Origin of the sequence: Polyangium sp. 15x6 (genome assembly GCF_029960785.1) — a bacterium.
GTDB lineage: Bacteria > Myxococcota_A > Polyangia > Polyangiales > Polyangiaceae > Polyangium.
This window is the reverse complement of the sequence record NZ_JASBQE010000001.1, coordinates 241,081-265,536: the sequence shown is the minus strand read 5'-3', so window position 1 is coordinate 265,536 and position 24,456 is coordinate 241,081. Positions and strand designations below refer to the sequence as shown.

Sequence of the window (24,456 nt, the reverse complement as noted above, 5' to 3'; positions counted from 1 at the left end):
CTACGCGCGAGACGAAATTCGGTTTCGTTATTTTTCGACGAGCGAGCAGCGCGTGATCGTCCCGGAGACGACGCTGTCACCGATGGTGATGTAAAGCTGTTCGTCGTCTCGTAGGAGGTCGAGCTTCGTATTTCGATCGACCTTGGCTTCGAGCGCATCGAGGAAACTCGGTTCGATTCGCCACACCTCGATCGCCTCGACCTTGTGAATGACGCGCGACGACGCTTCGCGCTGAAGAAGCGCGAGCGGCGCGTGCGTGAAGAGCGCGACGCGACGCGCGGCCTTGGCGGCCTTGTGCAAGCGCTCGGCCGAAGGGGATCCGATATCGATCCAGGCGACGAGGAGCCCGGTGGGATCACGAATGACCACCGGCGGCTCTTCCGTCGAGCAGAGACCCTCTTTGCTGAACGTAATGCCTTCCTCGTAGCTGAGGCAGTACGCAATCGTACGCGTCAGCAAATAACGCATGCTCTCCGACGGGTGTCGCGCGATGCGGAGATCGAGCTCCTCGTACACGCCACGATCGACGTCGGAGAGATTCACCTGCAGATGGTAGATGGTCGCGGTCAGGGCCATGGGCGGCCGCAGGATAGCGGAAGCTGGGCGATGTGCCGGATCGCGCCGGAGACACGCGCGGTCGTGCGGCCGATCGGCTGACACGCGAGCAGGATCCCGACGTTCCAGGTTTGGAGGATCTTCCTTGCCCTCCATCAACTACCCAGGTAGTATTACCCGAGTAGTAGTTGCGAGGAGCACGTGTCGAACAAGGACAAGGACGCATTCGAGGACGAAGCCGAGGGGGGGCAGAGGCTCACGCACCTCGGTGATTTGCAGCTCGCGATCATGCGAGTGCTCTGGGAGCTCGGCGAGGCCACGGTCACGGACGTGCACCAGGCCTTGCTTTCGGAGCGTGGCCTCGCGCCCACGACCATCGCCACCATGCTGAAGAAGATGGAGGAGAAGGGCGTCGTGGCGCACCGCGCCGAGGGTCGGAAATTCATTTATCGGCCCACGGTGAGCGAGGATCAGGTCACGCGAGGCATGGTCTCCGACCTGACCGAGCGCCTCTTCCGGGGAGATCCGGTGGCGCTCGTGTCGCACCTGATCTCGCGCCACGAGATACGCGCCGACGAGCTGTCCGAGCTCGAACGAATGATCGCCGCGGCCAAGAAGGAAGGGAAGCGATGAACACCCTCGTGGGATGGTTGGTCACGTACCTGATACACAGCACGGCCCTCCTCGGGGGCGCGTGGCTTTTCGACCGTTTGTCGCGGAATCGACCCGATTGGCAGGAGCTCGCGTGGCGCGTCGCCCTCGTGGGCGGGCTCGTCACGGCCACGGTACAAACGGCGGCGTCGGTCCGCCCCGTGGGCGGGACGTTTTCGCTCGCGGAGCCCGCGCCCACCGCGCGCGAGATCGATCGCGAAATGCCCCAAGCGACGGAGATCGTCGTGACGACGGACATGGGCCCCGCGACGCACGTCATCGTCACCTCCACGAAACCCGCGGCCTTCCTGCCCAAGGCGAAAGCGACGCCGGCGGCGAAGACCTCGCGCGCGTCCTTTCTTTCGTGGTCCAACGTTCTCGTGGCCGGGTGGGCGTTCGGCGCGCTCCTCTTGCTCGGATCGCTCGCGCGCGCCTGGATGGCCCTGCGCAAGCGCCTCGAAGGCCGGCGGAGGCTCGAAGGCGGGCCCCTCGGCGATGTCCTCGCAACGCTCGCGGCACGCGAGCCCATTTGCATGCGGGCGCCCTTGCTCAGCGCGTCCGAGAAAGTGAACGTTCCCATGGCTCTCGGCATTCGTCGTCCTGAAATTTGTCTGCCCGAGCGCGTGACCAAGGAGCTCGGCCCGGACGCCCAGGAGAGCGTGCTCGCGCACGAGCTCGGGCACGTGGCGCGGCGGGATCCGCTGTATCGACTGGCCACGAGCGTGTTTTGCAGGTTGTTCTTCTTCCAGCCTTTGAACTGGCTCGCGGCGCATCGCCTCGCGGGGTGCGCGGAGCTGCTCGCCGACGATTGGGCCGCGCGGCGCACGGCGCGCCCGCTCGACCTCGCGGAATGCCTGACGAAGGTGGCGCGCTGGGTCCACCGCCCGATGGCGGGCCTGCCCGTGCCGACGATGGCGGCGGGGACGAGCGAGCTGCGTCAGCGCGTCGAGCGCCTCGTGCGGGGCGAAGGTTTGACCACGGAGCCGCGCAAGCCGCTCTGGGCCGCTCCGATCGTCGCGTTCGTCCTGACCGCGCTCACGCTGCTCGCGCCTTGCGCCTGCGGCGTGGCCGAAGCGAAGGGTTTGCCCCCCGCGACGCCGGCCGCCCAGAAGGGCGCCGCGCCTAGGCCCATGCCCGCCGCCCTCGCGGACGAGGACGACGAGGACGAGGACGCGGACGAGGACGCCGTCTGCGAGGGTCCGAAGCAGAAGGACAAGGACCACGCGAAGGCGGCGAAACGTCACGGCGAGGAGCACGGCCGCAGGCATCACGGTCGTCACGGCCCCGTCGCGCAGGATGACGAGGACGACGACGACGACGACGACGACGACGACGACGACGACGCGGACGAGCAGGACGCGGACGACGACGAGAACGAGGTCGAGGTCGCGCATGGTCCGGGCCGAATTCGCGTCCGCGTGCCGCGGATCGTAGAAGTCGACGTCAACCCGCAGATCGACTTCGAGCAGATCGAGCGCTCGCTGCCCTCGGCCGAGCAACTCGAAGCCGAGCTCGATCGCGCCCTCGCCGACGTGCGGAGCAACGTGCACGACAAGGCCGCGCGCAAGCGCGCCGAGCGTGAGATCAAGCGGGCCCGCAAGGACGCGCGCAAGGAGCTCGAAGAGGCGCGCGAGGAGATGCAGGAGCAGCTGCGCGAGCTGCGCGAGCAGATGCCCGAGATCCGTCGCCGGGCCATGGAGACCGCCCTCGAGGCCTTGCAGCAAGCGCGCGAAGAGGCGCGCGAAGAGGCGCGCGAGGCCGAGGAAGAGGCCATGAAGGCGCACAAGAAGGCCCGCAAGGCGCGCAAGAAGGCCAAGCACGCCGAGCCGCCGATGCCGCCCGCTCCGCCCGCGCCCCCGGCACCGCATGCGGCGCCGTTCGCGACGCCCGCCCCGCAGCCGCTGCCGGGGCCACATGGAAAGGCGATGCCTCCGATGCCTCCCATGCCCCCCATGCCGCACGGCGCGCCGATGCCGCCCCCCCCGCCTGCGCCGCCGCCCCCGCCGGCGCCGCCGCCCCCGCCGGCGCCCTGAAACACCGCAGGCGAATCGACGAACATCAACACGGCCCCGGAGAGCAGTCTCCCTCCCTGCTCCCCGGGGCTCTTTTTTTGACGCGCGTGGACAAACCCGTTACGCGCCGCCTCCGCCGCCCGTCCCTTTTCCTCCAGGTCCCTCGGCTTGATGCGCGCTCGCGTCGCTCTTGTCGACCATCGGCGCGTCGTCCGCGGTCGACCCGCCTCGCGGCGCGAGCGGCGATCTTTGCTCCTTCAAGCCGAGCTCGTGGTAATGGCTCTGGCCCGTGGGGGTGTGCTCGCCGCGACGCACATCGCCCTGCGTCCCACCGGACGGCTGTCGGGCGAGCGGATCGTCGGGTGTCCCGTGTTTCGGATGTGTAGCCATACGGGCACTCCGGCAAACGGCGTGCGCGCCGCCCCGGGATCCATTTTCGCGCCTGCGCTCCGGGCGGTCCGAGGCACGACCCCTCGCTCGCGCGGAGGGGCGATCCGGCAAAACCGTCGAGCTCGCTGCGCGTGGCCGCGGCGCGCGCTAGCATCCGCCCGAGCAAGGAGGAAGACATGGATCTCGGATTGACGGGGAAGCGGGCGCTCGTGACGGGCTCGACCGCGGGAATCGGCCTCGCCGCCGCGCACGCGCTGGCGAGCGAGGGCGCGCACGTGACGGTGAACGGACGGACCGAGGCCCGCGTGCAAGGCGCCGTGGACGCGCTCCGGCGCGCGCTGCCCGGCGCGACGATCGACGGCATCTCGGCCGACCTCTCGACCGCGGCCGGATGCCAGGCGCTGACCTCGAAGCTCCCCGACGTCGACGTGCTCGTCAACAACATGGGAATCTTCGAGCCCAAACCATTCGAAGAGATCCCGGACGAGGACTGGCTCCGGTTCTTCGAGACGAACGTGCTCAGCGGCGTGCGGCTCTCGCGCCATTACGTGGCCGGCATGCGGGCCCGCAACTGGGGCCGCGTCGTCTTCGTGTCGAGCGAGTCGGGGCTCCAGATCCCGACCGAGATGATCCATTACGGCATGACGAAGACGGCGCAGCTCGCGGTCGCGAAGGGCCTGGCCGAGACGCTGCGCGGGACCGGCGTGACCGTGAACAGCGTCCTGCCCGGCCCGACGTCGTCCGAGGGCGTGGGCGCGTTCGTCGCCCAGCTCGCGGCGGCGCGCGGCGTGGACGTCGCCACCGTCGAGCGCGAGTTCTTCGCCACCGCACGGCCGACCTCGATCATCCAGCGATTCGCGACGCCGGACGAGGTCGCCTCCATGATCGCTTACGTGTGCAGCGCTCGCGCGTCCGCCACCACGGGCGCGGCGCTCCTCGTGGACGGCGGCGTGGTGCGCGCCATCGCGTGAATTCCGCGCCGAGCGAGCGGGCGAAATCGCCCCCAAGATGCTCGCTCGTCGGGTCGCTCTCACCGGGTCCGCCTCCTGCTCTTCGTCCTCGGGACGAATGCATGCCTACGACCTCATCCTCACGCTGACGGGCGGGCTCCTCGCGGCGCTGCTGCTCGGCATGCTCACACACCGGCTCGGCGCCTCGCCGATCCTGGGGTACCTCCTCGCCGGCGTCGTCGTCGGTCCGCGGACCCCCGGATTCGTGGCCAACCTCGAGCTCGCCTCGCAGCTCGCCGAGGTAGGCATCGTCCTGCTCATGTTCGGCGTGGGAATGCATTTCCACCTCGGCGATCTCCTCAAGGTCCGGCGCATCGCCATACCGGGCGCGATCGTGCAGAGCCTCATCGCCACCGCGCTCGGGGCCGCGGTCGCGGTCGCGTTCGGCTGGTCCACCTCGGCCGGGCTCGTGCTCGGGATGTCCGTGGCCGTGGCGAGCACGGTCGTGCTGATCCGCATGCTCACCGATCACGATGCGCTCGAAACGCCGCACGGGCACGTCGCCGTCGGCTGGCTCATCGTCGAGGACATCTTCACGGTCGTCATTCTCCTCATGGTCCCGGTGCTCGCGTCTTTGCGGGGCGCGCACGCCTCGCCCCTTCAGGCGGTCGGAGTCATCGGCATCGGATTGGTGAAGCTCAGCGCGCTCATCGCGATCGTGCTCGTCTTCGGGGCGCGCGCCGTCCCCTGGTTCCTCACGCGCGTCGCGCGCTCACGCAGCCGGGAGCTCTTCACGCTCGCCGTCCTCGCGGTCGCGCTCGCCGTCGCCACGGGCTCGGCCGTCATCTTCGGCGCGTCGATGGCGCTCGGCGCGTTCCTCGCGGGCATGGTCGTCGGACAATCGAAGGTCAGCCACCAGGCCGCCGCGGATGCGCTCCCGATGCGGGACGCCTTCGCGGTGCTCTTCTTCGTCACCGTCGGCATGCAGTTCGATCCGCGCTCGCTCCTCGCGCAGCCCGGGCTCGTCCTTTCGGTGCTCGCGATCATCCTCCTCGCCAAACCCCTCGCCGCGCTCGTCGTCGTCGTGGTCCTCGGGTATTCGGTGCGGACGGCGCTCACGGTCGCGATCGGCCTCGCGCAGATCGGCGAGTTCTCGTTCATCCTCGCCGACGCGGCGAACAAGGTCGACCTCTTCCCGACGGAGGGGCGCAGCGTGCTCGTGGCGAGCGCGATTGCATCCATCGCCCTGAACCCCTTGCTCTTCCGACTCATGGATCCCCTCGAAGAATGGCTGCGCGACCGCCCCACCCTCTGGCGAGGGCTCAACCGCCGCGCCGAGGCGCGCGGGGAGGCGCTCCGAGAGCAGGCCCCGAAAGAGCCGGTCCGCGCTTGTGACGTCCGCGCGATCGTCGTGGGATATGGCCCCGTCGGCCGTACGGCCGTGGACATCCTGGATCGATTCAACGTCTGCTCGGTGATCGTGGAATTGAGCATCGACACCGTCACCGAGCTGATGAACACCGGCCGGAATGCCGTGTACGGCGACGCGAGGCGGTCCGAGGTCCTCCACGCGGCGGGCATCGAGACCGCCGATTACCTCGTCGTGACCACGCCGAACCCCGAGACGCGGGCCGCGGTGGTCAACGTCGCGCGGAGCCTCCAGCCCGACCTGCCGATCTTCGTGCGCGCCCATTACATGAGCGAGCGCGCGGCGCTCGAGACGCACCGCGCCACGGCCGTCTGTTACGAGGAAGCCGAGGTCGCCGTGCGGCTGGCGGAGATGCTCCTCACGGAGATTGGCGTCGAGCCGGAGCAGATCGAGTCGGAATCACTGCGCATTCGCACGGATCTCCGGCCCGGCGCCACGCCGTGACGCGGCGCGTCCGCGTATCCGGCTTGCAGCCCGCGGCGCGCCCGGGATACGATGGCTCCTCGGTGCGCGGCGTACGCGTCCAGGCGGGAGGGAACGACCTTGAGCTTGCATCACACGAGATACACGAGGCCAAAACGGAAATATGCGACGCACCTCGGCGCCGTGGCTTTTGGCGTCGGTTTGCTCGGCGCGCCGGCCACGCCTTCGGCGCAGTCGCAGAAGGCGCCTGCTGCGCCACCTCCCCCGGCCGCGGCAGCGCCGGCGCCGGCTCCTCCGCCCCCCGGGGCGGCGGCGCCGCTCCCGCCCGGGACTCCGCCGCCCGGCGCGCAGCCGGGCCAGCCCCCGTACCCGTACCCCTATCCTTATCCGTACGGACAACCGGGGTATCCGTATCCGCCGCCTCCTCCCGGGTATGGCTATCCCCCCGCCGCCCCTGCCGAGACCGAGGAGCGCAAGCCCGTCATGCCGTACAAGGGAGGCCTCGTTCCCCCGGGATACGTGCTCGAAGAGCGCATTCGAAAGGGGCTCGTCATCGGGGGCAGCGTGGTCTTCGGGACGTTTTACCTCTTCTCGGCGGCAGGCGCGGCCGCGGCTGAATCGACCCGCACCCCTTGGGCCGCGCTGTACGTGCCCGTGATCGGCCCGTTCATCGTCGCCGGGGCGGGTAATTTCAGCGGATCCGACAACTACGCGAGGCCCCTCTTCATCTTCGACGGCCTCGTCCAGGCCGGCGGAGTCGCCATGCTCGTCGCCGGGATCGTCGCCAAGCAGAAGGTCCTCGTGCGGGAAGACCTCGCCGCAGGCCCGGAATTTTTCGTGGGGCCGAGGTCCGTGGGAATGAAAATGAGCTTCTAAGGGAGATAGCGCTCCCTCGCGCTCCGCGCCGCTTCATCGCGCGCCGCCCTTCGCCGCCGCCGCGAAAGCCCCCAGGCGAGCGCGCCGAATGCATAGAGCCCGATCCCCGGCGCGGCACCATCCCCGAGGCGGCACCCACAACCGCCCTCGTCCCCGGACGCGCCGCTGCCATTGCCGCCCGCGCCATTGCCGTCCCCACCGCCTCCGCCCACGCCGCTCGACGAGGCCCCGGAGCCGCCGTCCGGCAATCCGCCGTCCGGCAGCGGCCCCACGCCTCCCCGCTCGAATGCGCCGAGATCGGGCGCCGCGCCGACCACGAATCGATCGTTGATGCCCTCGATCACCACGCCGACGTCGACGAGCCCGCTCCCCTCCACCGGCGTGAAATCGCCGCCCTCCGCGTCCTCGTACTTGGGCTCGATCTGGACCCCGTGGCTCTCGATCGTGCCCGAGGCCGCGAGCTCCGCGATGCTCGTATACTTCACGTCGAGCCATTTCACGAACCGCGGCGTCCCGTCGAGGATGTCCGTGAACAGATTGTCCCAGTCGAGGTCCACGGGCCCGCTCGGCGTGATGCTGCTCTCGATGACGTAGCGGTGCGAGGCCCAGATGTTGTTCCGCGTGATCAGGTTCGCGAACGGAATCGTCGGGGCAATCGCCTGCGCTTCCGTTAGCTCCGCAGCCGGGCGGCTCGTCGTGTGATAGACGAGCATGAAGCCCTGCGAGCCGTTGTTCACCTTGAGCGCGTGCTCCTTGAAGCCGTCGATCACGTTGCGCACCACGAACAGCGGGCCGATCTCGATCGGCGCGAGCGACACCCCGTTCAGCACCCCGCGCATGTGGTTGTTCCAGAGCCGGACGTTCACGCAGGCCCCTTCGGGTTCGAGCCCGTCGTCGCCGTGCTCGACGAGCACGTTCTCGTACACGTCCGTATCCGGCGCGACCGTCTCCGAAGAATCGTCGAAACTGCCGATGTACACCCCATTGAACGTGCCTGTGAGCTGGTTTTTCCGGACGACGTTGCCAGCGCCGCCCGTGATGCTGATGGCGCTCGCTTCGGGGGTATGGTTCTTGACGGAGCTCCAGGGCCACGACCAGATGCTCGTGTCGCGAACGACGTTGTCCTCGATGACGTTCTCCGCCGCGAGCGGCCTGCGCACGCGAACGCCGGAATTCATGTGGTGAATGTGGTTTTTCCGGATCCACGCGCGCGCCGTGTCGCGCACGTCGATGCCCGCCCCCTCGGCGTCGGCGCCGAGATGCCGGATCTCGAAGCCCTCGACCACCACGTCGGTGACGGTGTCGAGGAGAATACCGACGTTGCGAATGGCCACGTGAATCGCATGCCCGGCGGGTGATCCGCCGTCCGGGAGCTTCAAGTAAATCTTGCCCGCGGCGGCGTCGACGTAAAACCCGCCGGCGAGACCCGCGGCGGCGGACTCCAGATCCGCGAGGGAGCTGTAATCGTAGAGGCGCACATCGTCCACGGCGACGTACTGCGATGCCCCGGAGAAAGGCGCCGAGTAGATCCCATTGCCTTCCGATTGAAACATCGAGCCGTCCTCGAGCGCCGGGTCGGAGCCTTCGAGGATCGCGCCCGGCTCGGCGAGGAACCAGACGGGGTTTCCCGCGGCGCCGCCGTGATTCCCGTCGACCGTCACGGTCTCGCGATAGACCCCGGCCGCGACGTGCACGACCGTCCCCGGGCCCGCCGCGGCCGCCGCGGCGCCGATGCTCTTGAATGGCGAACCTTGCGATCCGTCGTTTCCATCCGAGCCATTCTTCGCGTCCACGTAAAGGTGCTTGCTGCCTTGCGGCGGGGGCGCGTCGTCACGCGTGCGGATCGTGTTCGTGACCTCCTGGGGCGCGCCGTTGTCGGGATCGTCGAGCGTGACCCGCACCTCGTATTCCGTCGCGGGCTCCAGAAAGAGGGCGCTGCCGCGGCGCCCGCCGGACGTGCGGAGGAGCGGATGGCCGGGCGTGAAGCTCGCGTCGCCGACTTTGCGGAACGCGAGCTTCACGGTGGCGTCCCCGTCATCGTCCCCCGAGACCGCAGCCGTGATACCCACGGCGTGAATCGTGGGCCGGAGCGTGAGGCCGCCGAGGGTCGACGTGTCCGCGGCGCGGGCGGAGCCGGCACCAGCGGCGACGAGAAGGAAGAGGGAAGAGACGAGAATCGGGCGGAGAGGGTATCGAAGCATGGGCCCGGATCTTACGCGCAACTGGGACGGAGCGAAAAGAGAATTCCAATCCGTTCCGGGCGCACCGCAAAAATGCGGGATTTCCCGCATTGCGACTGCTACCGCAGCCGTGTAAGAGCGTTAGAACGACGGAAAAGGAGACCGAGCCATGACGAATGCAATGCCCGCCATGAACATGCCGATGCCGATGATGTCCTCGTCGATGCCCATGATGGGCTCGCCCATGCAGGGTATGCCCATGATGAACATGATGCCCGGTATGTCCGGCATGCCCATGCCCGGCATGATGGGCATGATGCCCGGCATGATGCCCGGCATGATGAACATGATGCCCGGCATGATGAACATGATGCCTGGCATGATGGGCATGGGCATGATGCCCGGCATGATGAACATGATGCCCATGATGGGCATGATGCCCGGCATGATGGGCATCATGCCGTTGATGTGTCGTATGACCTATGAAATGACGAAGGACGGAATGACCTGCAAATTGACGCCCGGCGACGGCACGTCCATGGACATGATGAAGGAGCGCGGCGAGGCCATGGCCCGCATGATGTCCGCCGGCATGCCCTTGATGATGATGTGCGGGGGGATGCCGATGATGATGTGTATGCCCAGCACGACGAAGTAGCCCGCGCGGTGGGCCGCTTGCCCGTTCACATCGCAGGCCAGACGGGCACCCAGAACCAGACGGGCACCCAGACGAGCACGACCGGCGCCGTATCGGCCTTCCGGCGCTGCTCGTCTGCGCGCTTCCTTCGCACCTCGTCGAGATCGATCACACGAGCGTTGCGCTGGTTCATCGGACGACACCTCCAACAAAGCGTGGTGTCGTCCAACATAACGGATGCCGTCCGTTCGAGCAAGTCTCTCCGAAAGATCGGCCGCGAAAGCCCCGCTCACCCGAGGCCGAGCTGCTTCTCCAGGGCCTCCACGGCGTTTTTCGCTTCGAGGAGCGAGGATTTTCGCGCTTCTCGGTAGAGCCGGATCGCCTCGATCTTGTTGCCGGAGCGCAGCGCCTCGACGACCCCGGCCGGCATGCCGCCGGGTCCGTTCGCCTGCACCGCGCCGCCGGGCGCGCCGGGCCAGGCGAGGACGGCGCGGCAATAAAAACAGGTGGCGCTGCCTGCTTGCGCAGGCGCCCCGCAGTTCGGGCAATGAACGGTGGAGACCATGGCGAAAGCCTACTCGATTCGCGCGCAGGGCACGAGGCGGAGCACGCTCCACCGCACGCGCCGGGTCGTCTCCGCGTCGTGTCGAGGTGCACGCCGTAACCCGCGCTCTTCGTGCACGGTTTGTCCGCCCGCATCGAGCACCTGCCGCGATGCGACCACGCGGCCTCCCTCATTCACGAACGCGCCCTTCCGACCGCGCCGCCAAATCTTCGGGCGCCCTCGCGCGTCTTAGCGGGCTCTGGAGTCGCCATGAGAGATCTCGCGTTTCGTTCGTCGATCCTCCTCCTCCTCGCCGCTGCCCTCTTCGTCCTCGGCTGCGGGCCGGCCGCGTCGCCCTCGGGCGCGCGGGATCCGAACGCGGTCCGCGTGGAGACGCTGCTCGGCTCGCCCATGCTCCTCGCGAACGGGGACAGCACGGTCTACGCCGTCCTCCGTATCTCGACCGCGCCGCGCCCCGCGCGCGAGCGTGGCCCCGTGAACGTCGCGCTCGCGATCGACACCTCGGGCTCGATGGAGGGCGAGGCAATCGTGGCCGCGCGGCGCGCGAGCCTGCAGGTGATCGACTCGCTCAAGGACGGCGACCGGCTCGCGGTCGTCGTGTTTCATTCGAAGGCCGAGGTCCTCATCCCGTCGACCGAGCTCGACGACGAGGTCCGCGAAGAGGCGCGTCGGCGCATCGCGGCCATGGAGGCGCGCGGCACGACCGAAATGGCGGGCGGGCTCCAGACGGCGCTCGACGAGGTGCTCGCGAATCACAATCCGAATGGCGTGAACCGCGTCGTGCTCCTCGGCGACGGCATCCCGAACCAGGCGGCAAACCTCGAATACACCGCGAAGAGGGCCGCCGACCGCGGCGTCGCGGTCACGACCCTCGGGCTCGGGCTCGATTACGACGAGACGCTCATGAACAAGCTCGCGGACCTCTCCGGCGGGCGGTACCGATACATCGAGAGCGCGGACAAACTCGCCGGGTTCTTCCGGGAGGAGCTCGATCGCCTCGACACGGTGTACGGCCGCCAGGCCTCGGTCACGCTGACGCCAGGCCCCGGCGTGCGCATCGACGCGATCGTTGGAGGTGAAATGGTCTCGCCGGGCAGCGCCGCCGCCTACCTGCCGCTCGGCGACATCGTGCGCGGCGACAGCCGCGACGTCGTGGTTCGAATGACGGTGACGCCGCGCAAGGCGGGCGTGCCGATCGAGCTGCTCGACGCGGTGCTCACGTTCGACGACGCGCTCGAACAGGCCGGCCGCCTCGAGCGGCGCCTCTACCTCGGCGCGCGGACGACGCTCGACGAGGGCGAGGTCGCGAAGGCGAAAAACCCCGCGGTCGAGCTCACGGCCGCGCTCGCCGAGGCGTCCGCGACGACGCTCCAGGCGCTCGAGCTCGGCAAGCAGGGCGCGTACGTGCGCGCGCGCGGGATGCTCGAAAAAGGCGCCGCGGCGGCCCTCGCGCAATCGAAGCGCACGCCGAGCGCCGAGCTCGAAAAGCTCGCGACGAACATGACCTCGGTGGCCAAGGACATGCCGGAGGCCGATCGCCCGGCCCCGAAGGCCTCTTCCGGGGAGTACGGCTTCGAATTCTCCGACGACGCCATGTCCACCCCCATGCCCATGCCTTCGGAAGCCCCCTCCGTCGTTCGCAAGCGCAAGGAAGTGCACCAGCAGGCGGTCGAGTCCCTTCATTGAGCGAACGTTCCGCGCTACCATGCGCGGCCATGGCCATCGAGCTCGACGGTTTCAAGCGAGATTCCTTCACCCACGACGGCGCCGAGAAGGACGTCTACCGTCGCGGCAGCGGGCCCGGCGTCGTCATCATGAGCGAGATGCCCGGCATCACGCCTTCGGTGATTGGTTTCGCCGAGCGCGTCGCCGCCGAGGGGTTCACGGTCTTCCTGCCGCAGCTCTTCGGGACGCCGGGAAAACCGCTCTCGATGCCCTACGCCCTCTCCGAGCTCGCGCGCGCCTGCATCTCGCGCGAGTTCGCCGTGCTCGCGGCGAACGAATCGAGCCCCCTCGTCGATTGGCTGCGCGCGCTCTGCCGCCACGTGCACGCGGAGCTCGGGGGCAAGGGCGTCGGCGCGATCGGAATGTGCATCACGGGCAATTTCGCGCTCGCGCTCATGGTCGACCCCGCGGTCGCGGCGCCGGTGCTCAGCCAGCCGTCGCTCCCGTTCGGCCTCGGCGCGGCGCGCCGCGCGGGCATGCACATCTCGGAGCGTGATCTCGCCGCGGTGAAGGAGCGATGCGCGTCCGGCGCGCAGGTGCTCGCGATGCGATTCACGCACGACGCTCTTTGCCCGGGCGAGCGCTTCGTGTCCTTGCGCAAGGAGCTCGGCCCCGCGGTCGAGACCATCGAGATCGACTCGGGCCCGGGCAACCGCTGGGGCATCCCGCGGCGCGCGCATTCGGTCGTGACGAACGACCTCGTCGACGAGGCGGGTCATCCCACGCGACAGGCGCTCGACCGCGTGCTCGCTTTCTTCGCCGAGCGCCTGCGCGGATAAAACCTCAACGCGCCGTTCGCCGCCGCGAGAGCCTGAGCGCGACGGCTCCGATCGCCGCGACGAACCCAGCGCCGACGGGCCCCGGCTCGCCGCCGGTTTCGCCCACGCGACACCCTGCACAACCCCCCTTCGGCGGCTCGGCCGGCGGCCCGGACGCTCCCGCGCCCGTCGCCCCGGGCGTCGCCGAATCCGCAGGCAGCGGCGTCGCATTCGTCGTATCCGTGGCGGGCGCCGCTGCATACATCGCCGGCGCGGGCACGAGCGGACCACTATCGATCCGCGTCTCACTCTCGTCGCGCTGAACCAGGGCGGCGAGCTCGATCCCGCCGCGCTTCGCGAATGCGAGCTTTTGCGCGGCCTCCGTGCCCTTGTTCGCCACGCCGCTGGGCGGCCCACCCCAGATCCCGCGACGCGGATTCGGGCACGTGACGGCTCCGGTCCACGCGTGCCGGATCGCATACCGCCCCTGGAAGTTGTTGATACCGCTCTGCACCGCGCCCGTCTCGAGCTTTTTCCCGTCGGTCAAGAACTCGCGCCCGCCGACGATCGGCGGTGCAGCCCGGAAGACGAGATCCTCCCCGAGCCCATTCTTGCCATACCGAAGGTGAAGGCGCGTCAAGACAAACCCGCTCCCTCCACGCCAGCGCGGCATCGGCCTCGGCATGGGCGGCGCGGGCGCGGGCCCGAGCCCTGGAGGCGCGGGTGCCGGTCCCGCGACCTGCTGCGCGTCGCCGATCACGTCCGCGCCGAGCGTCGCAAGGTCCGAGCCGTCGAGCGTGGGCCCGGGGCACGGATCACACGACCCCGCATCCCACGCATACTCGGTGATCGCGGCGTTCGGCTGCCTCGCGAGCGTGCGATCGAAGAGCGCCGCGTAAAACGCGCCGAAATCGTCACGAACCTTGTCCTTCACGTCGAGGTTCGTCGGAATGGCGACGTTCGGGTAATTCGCCGTCTCGTACCGCTGCCCGCGCGCGAGGATGTGCACGATGAGGTCCTGCGTGCCCGAGGAGTTCACGAGCCCGAGCCGCACCGGCAGCGCGAACGTTTCGCTGTCGTAATGGAACCGGAGCGGCGAGAGCATGGCTTGCCCGTTCTCGAAGCGCACCTTCTTCGTGTCGACCTTGGCCACGAAGAACTTGCTACCGCCCTGCACGTAAGGGCGGAGCAGGGGCTCGGCGCCCGCGGGAATCTTGTATTTCTCCTGGCGCAGCCACGTATCGAGCCCGAGCGAGTCACGCGCGCTCAGGATGACGACCTCGTATTCGCCCACGGTGAACTGGGCCTCGATCGTCACGCCGAGGTCGGCCGCGCCCGATTTCGCGGGCCCCGAACGCATGACCCTCGCGCCGCCCGGCGCGGCCATCGGCATCGGTGGCGGGAGCGGCGCGCAAGGGTCCTGCTCCCAGTATTCGACGAGCCGCGGCGCCGCGAGTTTGTCGACCTTGTCGAACACCGCCATGGGCAAGGTCTTGACGTTCTCTTTTTGCAGCACCACGGGCACCGGCACGACCATCGCGAAGTTCTCCGGCGGCCCCTGGTAGTTGTTCTGCATCGAGAGCACCGTGCGGGTGCCCTCGCGCATCAGCACGACCATGGTCGCGTTGTTGAAAAGCTTCGTGGAATCCGCGCCTGCGACGTAGAAACCGCAAAAAGCGTCGGCGGAGGGCGCGCTCGTGAGCGCGGCGAGAGCGAGGGGAACGGCGAGGCCGAGGGCTCGCAGGCGGGACAGCATGAAGGGTATGCTCCCACGAGCGTTTTCCGCAGCGCAAGCAAGATCGCTGTGCAGTGGACATCACGCCTCGATTCCGGTAGCTGGGAACGTCACGACCACCGGGAGGAAAACCCCTCGATTCCTGGGCCGGCGTGCTCGAATGCCAGGGAGCCGAGCTCCCGAGCTGGTCCGTCACGGAAGAGACTTTGTCCGTCGCGACTGATGTCGGGCCGACACGACGTCAGGCCGCGATGCCCTCCAGGATGGCGACGGAGTTCTTCGTCGGGATCACGCGGGCGATCTTCAAACCGGCGGCCTGAAAAAGCGCATCGAACTCGGCCTCGGTGCGCTCGCGGCCGGGCACGACCGTCAGCATGCAAAGATCGAGCGACATGCTCGGGTGATCCGTATTCCCCGCGGGCATGAGCGCGTCGACGACGAGCACGCGCCCTCCCGCGGCCATCGCGCGCCTGCAATGCTTCAGGATGGTCACGCACGTATCATCCGCCCAGTCGTGAAGGATCCGCTTCAGCACGTAAAACGCAGGCGGCGAGGCTCGCTCAACCCTTCACGGCTCCCGCGGTGAGCCCCGCGATGATGCGCCTCTGGAAAACGAGCGCGAGCAGGACGAGCGGCATCGTCACGAGCACGGAAGCGGCCATCATCTGACCCCAGGGCACCTCGAATGCAGAGCTCGTCGTCGCGGAAAACGAGAGGATCGCATAGGTCACGGTCCGTTTGTCCGGGGTTTGCGTGAACGAGAGCGCGAACAGGAGCTCGTTCCATGCGGCGATGAAGGAGAGCAATCCCGTCGTGACCATTCCGGGGGCCGCGAGCGGGAGCATGATTTTCGTGAAGAGCTGGAGCGGAGATGCCCCGTCCATGTACGCCGCCTCTTCGATCTCGACGGGCACGGCCTCGAGGAATCCGGTGAGCACCCAGATGGTGAACGGCAACGTGAAGACGAGATACGTCAGGGTGAGGGCCGGCAGCCGATTGTAGAGGCCAAGCGCATTGACGAGCTGGAAGAGCGCGCCGAGGACGGCGATCTGGGGAAACAGGGTCATCGAGAGGACGACGTAGAGCACGAGGCTCCGGCCGCGGAATTGGTACCGGCCGAGGGCGAAGGCCGCGAGCGCGCCGATGGCGAGGGAGACGAGCGTCACGGAGCTCGCCACGAGGACGCTGTTCAGCGCCGCATGGAGAAAATCGTCGTTCGCGAGGACGTGACGATAATGTTCGAGCGTGGGGTGCTCGGGCCAGAAACGCGCGGGCGTCGAGAAGAGCTCGGCGTTCGTCTTGAACGAGGACACGAGCGCCCAGCCGAAGGGAAAGACGAGATACACGACGAGGGAAAGGACGGCCATCCCGAAGATCCCTCGCCGCGCCATGGCCCGGGCCTTCATGCTTCCCTCCGTCGGAAGAGCACCACGTAGATCACGATGAAGACGGCGATGACCAGGAAAATCGCGGTGGAGACGGCCGATCCGTATCCCACGTCGGAGATGCTGACGAGGATCTCGTGGGCATACGTGGCCAGGGTCTGCATGTCGGGCCGGCTCCCGAACATCACGTAGAAGACATCGAAGACACGCAATGCGTCGAGCGTCCGGAACACGAGCGCGACGAGCAGGGCCGGCCGGAGGAGCGGCAACGTGATCTGCGTGAAGGCCTGCAGGCGCGTCGCGCCGTCCACGCGCGCGGCCTCGTAAAGCTCGCGCGGGATGAGCTGCAGGCCGGCGAGCAGGAGCAACGCGACGAACGGCGTCGTCTTCCAGACATCGACGAGCACGGCCGCGGCGAGCGAGGTCCTCGGGTCCGCGGTGAATGCGATCGGCTCGGAGACGAGCCCCAGCCGATTCACGAGCACGTCATTAAAGACGCCGTACACGTCGTTGTACATCCATTTCCACATCTGCGTGGACACGGCCGTGGGGATGGCCCAGGGAACGAGCATGGCCGCGCGCACGGCGGAGCGGCCCTTGAACCGAGCATCGAGGAGCAGCGCGATCCCCAGGCCGAGGGCGAGCTCCAGCATCACGGTGATCACGGCGAAGAGCACGGTGAGGAGCAACGCGTCGAGGAAAAACCCGTCGTGGACGAGCTCGACATAATTCGACAAACCCACGAACCGCGGGGGCTCCTCGCTGGCGAGGCGGGTGTTCGTGAGGCTCAGATACAGCGTGTCGCAGAGCGGGTAGAGCGCCACGAAGGCCGTGACAATCAGCGCCGGAGACAGGAACGCCCACGCGACCCGGGCGCGCCGCCTCGCGCGAATCCCCGCGACCTCCCCCTGCTTTTCCGCCTCGCTCGCCGTCGTGCTCATCCCATGTCCCTCACCGCAGCGAGCGCCGGATACGCCGTTCGATCTGCTCCAGCGCCTTCTCGGGGTCCGTCCCGTAAAGCGCCTTGCTCACGCCTTGATAAAAGGCGATGGAGACCTCGTTGTACCTTGCTCCGGCCTGGTTCGAGGGCCTCGCGACGAGCGTCGCTCCCCGCACTCGTTCGAGGAAAGGCAGCGCCCGGGCGACGTCCGGATCGTTTTGCACGGCGAGAATGGTGGGGATGTATCCCCCGACGAGCGCCCGGAAGCGCTGCACCTCGGGCGAGCAGAGATACCCCACGAACGCGACGGCCGCGTCGGGAAACCGCGAATACTTCGAGATGCCGAGCGTCCACCCGCCCAGGGTCGCGCTGCTCTCGTACCCCGGCTCGTGCGGGAGCGGCGCGACGTCGAAAAGGCCCTCGATACGCGAGCCCTTCGTATTACCGGCCGCGTACGCGTACGGCCAGTTGCGCATGAAGGCCGCGTTTCCTCCCTGAAACACGTTGCGCGCGTCCTCCTCCTCGTATCCCGTCACGCCGATCGGGGAAATCGTCCCGACGAACCGCCGGAAGCGAGCGAGCGCCTGCGCGGCCCGGGGATTTTTGACCGTGGGCTCGCGGCCCTCCAGGATCGCGCCGCCGCCGTGCGAGTGAATCCACTCGAGCGCATTGCAGGTGAGCCCTTCGTACGCCTTGCCCTGCCAGACGAAGCCGGCGAACGCGCGGCTACGCGCGCGCTCCCCGCTCTGGATCGCCTTCGCCATCTCCTCGAGCTCGTCCCACGTCGTCGGGGGCGCACCATATCCGTATTTTTGCAGCAGATCGCTGCGATAATAAAGCATGCCGAAATCCGTGAAATAAGGCATGGCCACGAGCCGCCCTTGCACGGTGTCGTTCCGGATGGCGGCTTCGAGGTGCGCGGCCGCGAGGGCCCCGAGCGTCTGGCCGAGGTCGAGCAAATGCGGGGCGAAGATGCCCGGCCAGACGATGTCGAGCGAGAGGACGTCCACGTCGGCGGAGCGCGCCTGGAAGAGGCGCTGATAACTCGCATATGTCTCGGTCGCGTCGCGCGGGCGCAGGACCACGTCCACGGTAGCGCCCGTGTCCCGGGCGAACCGCTGCGCGAGCGCGCGATCGATCGCTGCGCCGATGCCGACGGACTCCGCGTAGAACACGAGCCGCGCGCCCGCATGCCGCACGGCGCCTCGCACGGGCGGCGGCGGCATGCGGACCTCGGGGAGTTCTTCGCCCTCGTCCATCTCCGCGGACGGGGCGCGGCGACAGCCGGAGATCAGCGCGGAAAGCGAGAGGCCCGCCGTGGTCGCGAGGAAGGAACGTCGGGTCTGCTCGTCTCCTCCCATGAACACGACGACATCGTTCCCTGATCGGGCAGCGCCGTCAAATGTTTTGTCCTCAAACGGATCAGAATCATTCGTCCGGAACGATCAGCCGCAAGGCGCGGGCGAGGACCTCGATCGAAGCGCGCTCGGCGCGAGGGAATTCTTCGCCGTCGAGCTGGCAAGGCGGGGGCGCGCCGCCTTCGGCGACGCGAAATTGGACGTCGATCCGTGAGGCCCTCCGCGTCCCCGGCGGCGCGGCCGGGGCGACGAGCCCGGCGCGAGCGAGGGGACCGACGGAGAGGCCGAGCGTGGCGCGCCGGAGCCAATCGCGCCGGGTGGGAAATGGGAACACCTCGAAGAGGCCATCGTCGTGGCGTGACGTCGGATCGACCACCCACCCGCCTGCGTAGACGCGCGTCCCTCGAATCAAGAGCTCCGTGAGCCGCGCCTCGTCGTGGGATCCATCGGCGACGATGTCGGCAACGAAATCGACGTCGGTGCTCGGCGCAGAAACGAGCGTGCGGACCAGGGCACCCGCGTACACGAGTTCGTCGCGATAAAGTGCGAAGGCCCGGCCGAAACGCCGGACACGATCCCGATCCACGTTACGCGCCGCAATCACCGCGGCTCCGATGCCAAAACCTACCGAATCGAAGAACGTCGCCCGCGCGATCGTTCCGCCCGTGCCATCCATCGCATGGAGCTTCCCCGCGTCGAGCCGCGTCTCCCGGGCGGCCGCGAGGACCCGGACGTTCCGCGCGAGCGCGCCCTCCCCCGCACGCAACCCGAAGCTCCGGCCATGGTTGTTCGCGGTCCCCGCGGGCAGCATTCCGAGCGCGACCGCCTCCCTTCGCGGGCTCTCGAGCAGCCCCTCGGCGACCTCGCGGAACGTCCCGTCTCCGCCCATGGCAATGACGCATCGATAGGGCGCCTCCGCGAGCGCGTCCCGCACCGCCTGCACGGTGCGTCCGCCGGGCTCCGTCGGCAAAAGTCGGGCGTGGAGCCCTGCCGCACGAAGCAGGCGCAATGCGACCTCGATACGCGCCGCATTACGCCCGCTCTGGGCCATGGGGTTCGCGACGAGGAGGTGCGTGGGCGCCGTCATGCGCGGCGAAGTTTACCCGAAACGCGCCGTCGTTTCACGCGCCCGGGTCCCCTTCCCCTCGCGGCTGCGTTCGGATAGCCTCGAGGCGTGCTCCCGCGCCCCGAAGACGAGATTCCGCTGCCGAGGGCGCTCGCGCCGATGCGACGTTTCGCGCTCGACGGCGCGCTCCTCTGCTTCGATCGGCGCACGGGGCTCACGGCCGTCTGCGAGGGGCCCGAGACGGCGCATCTCCGCATGCGCGCGCCGCGCGTCGTGCAGTTCGCGATCACGAACGCGTGCAATCTCTCCTGCACGTTCTGCTCGCGCGACATCGCGGCTCGAAGCGCCTGGACGGCGGAGGAGGCGTTCGCCCTCTTGCGTGATCTCGATCGTGCCGGCGTGCTGGAGGTCGCGTTCGGGGGCGGCGAGCCGCTCGTGTTCAAGGGATTCGCGGCGCTCGTGCGGCGCCTCGACACGGAGACGCGGCTCGCGGTCAGTTTGACGACCAACGGTACGCGACTCGACGACGCGACGATCACGGCGCTCGCGCCGCACGTCGGGCAAATTCGACTTTCGGTCTACGACGACGTCGACCACCGGCCCATCCTTTCGCGGCTCGCCGGAAGCGGCGTGCGCTTCGGCGTGAACTGGCTCGTCACGCCCGCGCGCCTCCCCGGGCTCGCGGCGTTCGTCCTCGATCTCGTGGAAGCGGGTTGTCGGGACATCCTGCTCCTCTCCTACAATGGCCCGGATCACGCCCTGCACCTCGATCCTGCCGAGGCGTCGGAGCTTGCCCGCGTCGCGCGTGTGCTCGGGCGCGCGCTCGCGGGGCGCGCGACGCTCAAGCTCGACGTGTGCTGGGGCGATCGCATGGAGGCCGTGCCGCGTCTCTTCGGCGGGCGCCCCTGCCCCGCGGGTCGCGAATTCGTGGTGATCACGAGCGACAAACAGGTGAGCCCCTGCAGCTTCCACCATCTGCATTTTCCCGCGGAGACCGCCGCGGACGTGCTGCGCGTCTGGGAGACGCACGCATCCGCGCTCGCCGAACCCGCGCGCGAGCCTGGTTGCGCGCGGACGCCAGGGTATGGCCTCGACGGCTCCCCACGACGATTACCGATGACGGGCTGACTCCCATGCGTATCTACCTCTTCCAGGCATTCGCCAGCAACAACAGCGGCAGCTATACCCTCGTCGGCACGTTCAAGGACGAGGCCACGGCCGAGGAGGTCGCGCGCTTGCTCGCGGAGGTGAGCGCGGCGCATTCCGCGTGGCTCGAACGTACCTGCGGGGTCGACGACGGCCCCTCCCCGCTCGACGAACTGGTGCAGCGCGAGGGCTTGCGGGGCGACAAACCAGGCCGCTACGACGATTGGCCCGACTACGACGATCCCCCGCAGGTCGTCGCCGCGGGGCTGCAGGTGCTCTTCCATTCCTCGTTCACTTTGACGATCCCGGCGGTCATCGGCGAGCTTTTTTATGCGCGCGGCGGCCGCGTCCAGATGGAGCTCGACCATGCGCACGAGGAGATCGCCATCGAGTTCGCCTACTGGATCGTGCATGAACAATACAAGGACAAAGAGGTTCGGCGGGAGAAACTCGACGCCTTCGAGGCGCGGCTCGCGGAGGAGCTACCTTCCTGGACGAGGCGCCGCGAAGGGGATAGCCGCCCGCCGATCGAGCCGGCGTGGCATCACGGGGAATGGGGAAGCAGGCACGTTGCCGTGGTCTTCCGTGATCTGATCGAGGGCGTGCAGGCCGTGCGAACGATCGCGCGAGAGATGGAAGTCGAGCTCCAGTTCAAGGTCTGGGAGTGCCCGCATGGCGTCCCCGATCCGTTCGCGTTGCTCCGTATCCCCCCGCTGGAAGAGTAGATGCCCGCTTCACGGCGGGGTCACATCGAGGGCATACCCCGCGAAATCGGTCCCACCGCGCCCGTCCCGCAATACGAGCCATAAAAACACACGCGTAGGCTCGTCGGGCGCACGCCATCCGTTCGACACCGTCGTCTCCATGTCGTTCGTCGCCCGCCCGTTCACGTCGCTCTCGAAGGCCCCCGCGGTCGCATACCAGGAGACACGCAAGGCTTCCCGCTGATCCACGAGCACCTGCTTTCTCGGATCGAAGGTGGGATACACCTCGGCGTCCTCGGCGCGCCAGCCGACCTCGAATCGAACGTCCGCGCCCGCGGGCAATGCGTCGAGCGACGCGGACGCGCCGTTCACGAACGCGTGCAGCGGAAGGAGCTTCGGATTTCGATTGGGGACGTGGCGCTCGGCGAGCTCCACCGCGACGTCGAGCGGCGCATTCGGCAAGTTGCACGTGATCCGCTCCAGCACGAACGCGGTCCGCTGCATGGCTTCCACGCGGACTGGCTGGTAAAACCCGCCCGTCGCGTCCGGGTCCCGCGGGCGGAAATCGCCGGGCGGCGCCTCGGGACCAAAGAGCGAGCACGCGTCGGGAGGTGTCGCGGCCGTCACGCTCGCGGAAGCGCCCACGATCGGCCGGACGGCGTCTCCTAGGCACGCGGTGCTGACCGAGCCGTTTTCGGTGAGTGGCTTCGGCGCCGCGCAAAAAGCCCAGCGCATCGCGGCGCCCTCGGGCTCGCCGTCCGGCGTCACCACGAGCGCCTCGTACGTGACGGATTCACCGGGCTTCGACTCGGGCGGCTCGCTGCGCACCGCGAGGATCCGCGGGCCTGTCACGAGCGACTCGCGCTCGGTTTCGACGGGAAGGCACCCCGCGAGGACAAGAAGTATCGTCAAACACGAAAAGGGGCTCTTCACAGCTCGACCCTCGCACCGAGAATGGCCAGCGCGGGCAAACCCGAGATGAAGCTCTTGCGACTGAAATCGTAGTTATAAACGATCTCCTCGGGGTTCTCCTGGTTCGTCGCGTTCGTGACGTCGAGGGAAAGGACGACCGAGGCGCGGCGCACGGCGATCGCCTTTTGCACGCGGAGATCCAGGGCCTGGAAGCTCGGGAGGCGGGTTCCGTTCTGCACGCCGAAAATCGGCTGAAAGCGGCCGGTCGTCACGTCGTCGAACGAGCCCACGACGGGCGTGCGTGGCGCGCCTGTCGCGTGGCGAAACCGGATGCCGAAGGTCCATCCGCGCCATTCGTAGCCGGCCGTCGCCGTGAGCACGTGCGTCTGATCGTGATCGAAGCGCCGCGAGGACGCGTCCCCCGCGTAGCGCCGTTCGCTACGGCTCGCGGTATAGGCGATCCATCCGTAAATCCCATTCTGGAGTTGCCTTCGCGCGAGGACCTGCACGCCGAAGTTCTCACCCTCGCCTTCCTGCGTGAGGGCGGCGGCGAGCTTCGGGGTGGGGAGCCGGCTGCGGACCACGAGGTCGTCAAGCGACACGAAAAAGCCGGTCACCTCGACGCCGAGGCCCGCGGGCAGGCGCACGGACGCGCCGGCACTCGCGTGCACGGACCGCGCGAGCGTGAGGTTTGGCGTGCCGAACACCGGGCCGAGGTCCTCGGCCGCGGGCGGCTGGTGGTAGAGGCCGCCGCTCGCGGAGAGCGTCACGTGCTGCACGGGGGAGACACTCACCGAGAGCCGCGGATCCAGCGCTGGCAACAGGCGAGACGAGCCAATGCCGGGAGGTTGTCCCACGCGCGGGGTGCTGCGGGAACCCTCCACCAGGAAAAGGTCGGCACGCAGCCCCGGCGTAACGAGAAAAGGTCCGAACCGCAGCTCCGCGACGAGGAACGGGCCGACGTCGACGACGTTGGTGCTCCAATCATCGGCATTGACGTCACTCCCAGGCGGTTGGCCAAAGACGTAAAGATCCCCTTCCCTCGGAGGCAGCGTGAGCGAGCCCTGTCGGAACAGGCTCGCGCGGGACGCGAGGGCATCCACGCCGGCCGTCACGACGACGGCGTCCGTGATCGGGGCGCGATACGATGCGCGCAGGCCATACCGCCACGTGAGCGCGTCCCGCGCCTGTGGTACTCCGCCGAACGAGGCGTCTCGACGCTCGCGATCCCGGCCGAAAAATGGGACGATGACGACGTTCGCGCCTTCAGGCAGGGCGCGCGTGTAACGCAGATAGAATCGTTGAAAGGAGGTCTCGGTCGATTCGATACGTGTCTTCGCGGGGTCGGACGACGGCTGCGCGCGCGTGAGCGCGTCCCCCGCGCCGAGGAGCACCGCCGAGAGCTCCTCGTCCTCCCGGAGCGCAAGCGTGGCCTTGAGCTGATAATCGTGATACCGAGGGATGGGCACGACATCGAGGACGCTCGGCGGCGCGACGGCGGAGACGAGCCGATCGAAATGGCTCGCGCGCGCCGCGGCCGCGACGCGCACGCGATCGCCCACGGCAGCGCTCACCATGCCCGCGGCATCGAGGAGATCCGCGCCGATCGAGCCGTGGATACCCTCCGCCGGAAGGTCACGCGTGGTCACGCGGACGAGGCCGCCGAGCGCGCGACCGTACTCGGCGCCGTATGCGCCCGGCGCGAGGTCGATGGCCTGCACGAGGCCCGAGGGAAGCACACCACGAAGGCCATTGCCATGATAGAGGAGCGGGATCTCCACGCCGTCCACGGTGACGCGGCTATCGCCGGGTGCGGCGCCCCAGAGGACGAGCCCTCCTCCGAAATACCCGCCGCGCGCGACACCCGGCAGGCTCTCGACGATTCGAAGCGCATCGTCCCGGGTCCCCGCCACGCGCCGGGCCTCGTCTGCGCGAACCGTCGTGCGTCCGGGATCCCGCTTGCGTGGCGCCGCGCGAACGGTGACCTCTCGAGGTTCGTCAGAATGGGCCGCCCTCGAAAATGAGCACACGGCCAGCGCCGCCATCACGAGCGCGGCGC

Annotated in this window: 24 protein-coding genes; 10 read left to right on the top strand and 14 right to left on the bottom strand. The window is 68.4% G+C overall.

What is annotated here, in order from left to right; all coding sequences use genetic code 11:
* Positions 1 to 27: 27 nt before the first annotated feature.
* Positions 28 to 576, bottom strand: a complete 549-nt coding sequence (locus tag QHF83_RS01125) for a YaeQ family protein (protein WP_282415851.1) — start codon at positions 574 to 576, stop codon at positions 28 to 30.
* 180 nt (positions 577 to 756) lie between these two features.
* Between QHF83_RS01125 and QHF83_RS01120 the strand changes: the two genes are divergently transcribed.
* Positions 757 to 1,188, top strand: a complete 432-nt coding sequence (locus QHF83_RS01120; protein WP_281315634.1) for a BlaI/MecI/CopY family transcriptional regulator — start codon at positions 757 to 759, stop codon at positions 1,186 to 1,188.
* Positions 1,185 to 3,239, top strand: coding sequence for a M56 family metallopeptidase (locus QHF83_RS01115; RefSeq protein ID WP_282415850.1), 2,055 nt, complete (start codon positions 1,185 to 1,187; stop codon positions 3,237 to 3,239). Before QHF83_RS01120 ends, QHF83_RS01115 begins: the two co-directional genes overlap by 4 nt.
* Before the next feature lie 99 nt (positions 3,240 to 3,338).
* On the opposite strand, the gene QHF83_RS01110 is transcribed toward QHF83_RS01115, so the two are convergent.
* Positions 3,339 to 3,608, bottom strand: a complete 270-nt coding sequence (locus QHF83_RS01110) for a hypothetical protein (protein ID WP_282415849.1) — start codon at positions 3,606 to 3,608, stop codon at positions 3,339 to 3,341.
* 176 nt (positions 3,609 to 3,784) lie between these two features.
* Between QHF83_RS01110 and QHF83_RS01105 the strand changes: the two genes are divergently transcribed.
* The 3 genes from QHF83_RS01105 (at position 3,785) to QHF83_RS01095 (ending at position 7,286) form a co-directional block, all read left to right on the top strand.
* Entirely contained in the window at positions 3,785 to 4,579 is a 795-nt protein-coding gene (locus QHF83_RS01105) for an SDR family NAD(P)-dependent oxidoreductase (RefSeq protein ID WP_282415848.1), read from the top strand.
* Between the two features lie 97 nt (positions 4,580 to 4,676).
* Entirely contained in the window at positions 4,677 to 6,431 is a 1,755-nt protein-coding gene (locus QHF83_RS01100; protein WP_282415847.1) for a cation:proton antiporter, read from the top strand.
* A gap of 99 nt (positions 6,432 to 6,530) precedes the next feature.
* Positions 6,531 to 7,286 carry a hypothetical protein gene (locus tag QHF83_RS01095; protein ID WP_282415846.1) on the top strand — a complete coding sequence of 252 codons (756 nt, stop codon included), beginning with the start codon at positions 6,531 to 6,533 and terminating at the stop codon, positions 7,284 to 7,286.
* Here the strand turns inward: QHF83_RS01095 and QHF83_RS01090 are convergent.
* Positions 7,283 to 9,487: a right-handed parallel beta-helix repeat-containing protein gene (locus QHF83_RS01090; RefSeq protein ID WP_282415845.1), complete on the bottom strand. Its 2,205-nt coding sequence runs from the start codon at positions 9,485 to 9,487 to the stop codon at positions 7,283 to 7,285. The genes QHF83_RS01095 and QHF83_RS01090 overlap by 4 nt on opposite strands.
* A 148-nt stretch (positions 9,488 to 9,635) precedes the next feature.
* Between QHF83_RS01090 and QHF83_RS01085 the strand changes: the two genes are divergently transcribed.
* Positions 9,636 to 10,124 carry a hypothetical protein gene (locus QHF83_RS01085; RefSeq protein ID WP_282415844.1) on the top strand — a complete coding sequence of 163 codons (489 nt, stop codon included), beginning with the start codon at positions 9,636 to 9,638 and terminating at the stop codon, positions 10,122 to 10,124.
* A 25-nt stretch (positions 10,125 to 10,149) separates the two neighbouring features.
* Here QHF83_RS01085 and QHF83_RS01080 read toward each other — a convergent pair whose 3' ends face one another.
* The 3 genes from QHF83_RS01080 to QHF83_RS01070 all read right to left on the bottom strand — a co-directional run bounded on the left by QHF83_RS01080 (position 10,150) and on the right by QHF83_RS01070 (position 10,827).
* Positions 10,150 to 10,296 (bottom strand): hypothetical protein, encoded by a 147-nt coding sequence (locus QHF83_RS01080; RefSeq protein ID WP_282415843.1) that lies wholly within the window; start codon positions 10,294 to 10,296, stop codon positions 10,150 to 10,152.
* 96 nt (positions 10,297 to 10,392) lie between these two features.
* Complete coding sequence (locus tag QHF83_RS01075; RefSeq protein WP_282415842.1) at positions 10,393 to 10,668, bottom strand: zinc ribbon domain-containing protein; 276 nt, start codon at positions 10,666 to 10,668, stop codon at positions 10,393 to 10,395.
* A gap of 9 nt (positions 10,669 to 10,677) precedes the next feature.
* Positions 10,678 to 10,827, bottom strand: a complete 150-nt coding sequence (locus QHF83_RS01070) for a hypothetical protein (RefSeq protein ID WP_282415841.1) — start codon at positions 10,825 to 10,827, stop codon at positions 10,678 to 10,680.
* A gap of 90 nt (positions 10,828 to 10,917) precedes the next feature.
* Between QHF83_RS01070 and QHF83_RS01065 the strand changes: the two genes are divergently transcribed.
* Together QHF83_RS01065 and QHF83_RS01060 are read left to right on the top strand one after the other, a co-directional pair.
* Positions 10,918 to 12,354, top strand: a complete 1,437-nt coding sequence (locus QHF83_RS01065; RefSeq protein ID WP_282415840.1) for a VWA domain-containing protein — start codon at positions 10,918 to 10,920, stop codon at positions 12,352 to 12,354.
* Positions 12,355 to 12,383: 29 nt separating this feature from the next.
* Positions 12,384 to 13,172 carry a dienelactone hydrolase family protein gene (locus tag QHF83_RS01060; RefSeq protein WP_282415839.1) on the top strand — a complete coding sequence of 263 codons (789 nt, stop codon included), beginning with the start codon at positions 12,384 to 12,386 and terminating at the stop codon, positions 13,170 to 13,172.
* Positions 13,173 to 13,176: 4 nt separating this feature from the next.
* Here QHF83_RS01060 and QHF83_RS01055 read toward each other — a convergent pair whose 3' ends face one another.
* From QHF83_RS01055 to QHF83_RS01030, 6 genes are all read right to left on the bottom strand, one after another.
* On the bottom strand, positions 13,177 to 14,907 hold the full coding sequence (locus tag QHF83_RS01055; protein WP_282415838.1) for a DUF2330 domain-containing protein: 1,731 nt from the start codon (positions 14,905 to 14,907) through the stop codon (positions 13,177 to 13,179).
* 220 nt (positions 14,908 to 15,127) lie between these two features.
* Complete coding sequence (locus tag QHF83_RS01050) at positions 15,128 to 15,421, bottom strand: methyltransferase (protein ID WP_282415837.1); 294 nt, start codon at positions 15,419 to 15,421, stop codon at positions 15,128 to 15,130.
* A 25-nt stretch (positions 15,422 to 15,446) separates the two neighbouring features.
* Entirely contained in the window at positions 15,447 to 16,292 is an 846-nt protein-coding gene (locus QHF83_RS01045; protein WP_282415836.1) for a carbohydrate ABC transporter permease, read from the bottom strand.
* Positions 16,289 to 17,164, bottom strand: coding sequence for a sugar ABC transporter permease (locus QHF83_RS01040; RefSeq protein WP_348980416.1), 876 nt, complete (start codon positions 17,162 to 17,164; stop codon positions 16,289 to 16,291). The genes QHF83_RS01045 and QHF83_RS01040 overlap by 4 nt, the downstream gene beginning before the upstream one ends.
* Positions 17,165 to 17,222: 58 nt before the next feature.
* Positions 17,223 to 18,572 (bottom strand): ABC transporter substrate-binding protein, encoded by a 1,350-nt coding sequence (locus tag QHF83_RS01035; RefSeq protein ID WP_282415934.1) that lies wholly within the window; start codon positions 18,570 to 18,572, stop codon positions 17,223 to 17,225.
* Between the two features lie 67 nt (positions 18,573 to 18,639).
* Positions 18,640 to 19,656, bottom strand: a complete 1,017-nt coding sequence (locus tag QHF83_RS01030) for a diacylglycerol kinase family protein (protein WP_282415834.1) — start codon at positions 19,654 to 19,656, stop codon at positions 18,640 to 18,642.
* An 87-nt stretch (positions 19,657 to 19,743) separates the two neighbouring features.
* On the opposite strand from QHF83_RS01030, the gene QHF83_RS01025 reads away from it, so the two are divergent.
* Both QHF83_RS01025 and QHF83_RS01020 read left to right on the top strand, forming a co-directional pair.
* On the top strand, positions 19,744 to 20,763 hold the full coding sequence (locus QHF83_RS01025; protein ID WP_282415833.1) for a radical SAM protein: 1,020 nt from the start codon (positions 19,744 to 19,746) through the stop codon (positions 20,761 to 20,763).
* A 5-nt stretch (positions 20,764 to 20,768) separates the two neighbouring features.
* Positions 20,769 to 21,506 carry a hypothetical protein gene (locus tag QHF83_RS01020; protein WP_282415832.1) on the top strand — a complete coding sequence of 246 codons (738 nt, stop codon included), beginning with the start codon at positions 20,769 to 20,771 and terminating at the stop codon, positions 21,504 to 21,506.
* 9 nt (positions 21,507 to 21,515) lie between these two features.
* Here the strand turns inward: QHF83_RS01020 and QHF83_RS01015 are convergent, their stop codons facing one another.
* Together QHF83_RS01015 and QHF83_RS01010 are read right to left on the bottom strand one after the other, a co-directional pair.
* A complete protein-coding gene (locus tag QHF83_RS01015) occupies positions 21,516 to 22,397 on the bottom strand; it encodes a hypothetical protein (protein WP_282415831.1) in 882 nt (293 codons plus the stop codon).
* 17 nt (positions 22,398 to 22,414) lie between these two features.
* Complete coding sequence (locus QHF83_RS01010) at positions 22,415 to 24,442, bottom strand: TonB-dependent receptor plug domain-containing protein (protein WP_282415933.1); 2,028 nt, start codon at positions 24,440 to 24,442, stop codon at positions 22,415 to 22,417.
* Positions 24,443 to 24,456: the final 14 nt, after the last annotated feature.